This window comes from Moorena sp. SIO1F2 (assembly GCF_010672755.1).
Classification (GTDB): Bacteria; Cyanobacteriota; Cyanobacteriia; order Cyanobacteriales; family Coleofasciculaceae; genus Moorena.
This window is the reverse complement of sequence record NZ_JAAHFV010000686.1, coordinates 1-1,051: the sequence shown is the minus strand read 5'-3', so window position 1 is coordinate 1,051 and position 1,051 is coordinate 1. Positions and strand designations below refer to the sequence as shown.

Annotated in this window: 1 protein-coding gene and 1 pseudogene; both read right to left on the bottom strand. The window is 43.1% G+C overall.

Translation table 11 applies throughout. From position 1 onward, the window contains the following. Positions 1-652 (bottom strand): annotated as a pseudogene (locus F6J94_RS34035) (sodium:solute symporter family protein); the annotation flags it as partial. A 4-nt stretch (positions 653-656) separates the two neighbouring features. Further along, positions 657-875 carry a hypothetical protein gene (locus F6J94_RS34030; protein WP_293048402.1) on the bottom strand — a complete coding sequence of 73 codons (219 nt, stop codon included), beginning with the start codon at positions 873-875 and terminating at the stop codon, positions 657-659. Positions 876-1,051 lie beyond the last annotated feature (176 nt).

The window sequence follows — 1,051 nt, the reverse complement described above, 5'->3', positions numbered from 1 at the left end:
TACTAGAAGCAATTGCTGCTACTGCTGCTAACATTAAGGTAAACATTAAAACCCCTTGGATAACATCGGTTAGGGCAACGCTTCTCATTCCCCCCATGAACACATACAGCACGATTACAACTGTCAAAAAGGTAGCCCCTGTAAAATAGGGAATTTGTCCATTGGTTAACGTTTCAAGAATATAGCCAGCTCCAATCGGTTGTAGGGTTAAGTAGGGAATGGTGAAAATTACCATAACCGCCAGAAAAATTACTTTGAGGGTATTGCTAATCCCAGGGGATACACCTGTGCTACGGAAACGGGCTTCAATTAATTCAGAAGGGGTGATTAAGCCGTGTTTGTTGCCTAAAAGCCAGACTCGATAACCGATAAAATAAAAGGTTAGTGCGATTAAGCCAGTTCCAAACCCCATCATTCCGTAATAACTCAGACCAATGCGATAGCCTGAGCCTGAAAATCCCAGAAAAGCAAAGGCGCTGAAATTGGTAGCAATTAGGGTGAAAAATAGGAGAATTGCTCCCATGTTACGGTCAGCTAAAAAATAATCGTCAGGGGTGTTTTGTTGTTGGCGATAACCAACTAGTCCTACCACAAGGGTTACTAATAAATACCCGGCCAGCACAACATAGGGAATAATCGAGTCTAGTGTCATCTCCTTAACGGTCTTCCTTAGACGAAGTTTCCCAGAAATTTAGCACAAATAGTAACAATGCGATCGCGAGGATAATTTGTAAGGCAATAAAATAGAATACCCAAGGGGGAAGATGGAGCAAGGAGAAGGAAATGTCTTGCTGCCAAGACCAGAAATCTTGGGATAGCAGGAAAATTACCGTAAAGCAGAAAAACCAGAAAAATGATGATTTTAAAATTGGCATCAGCACTTTAGGAAAGGGAGTAGGGAGTAGGGAGTAGGGAGTAGGGAGATGGGGAGATGGGGAGATGGGGAGATGGGGAGATGGGGAGATGGGGAGATGGGGAGATGGGGAGATGGGGAGATGGGGAGAGGGGGAGATTTTTATTAAGGGTAATTGTTACAACATGATATTATAAT

Excerpts from the sequence above, each read along its gene's own strand:
- F6J94_RS34030 (WP_293048402.1), bottom strand. The coding sequence starts at position 875 with ATGCCAATTTTAAAATCATCATTTTTCTGGTTTTTCTGCTTTACGGTA.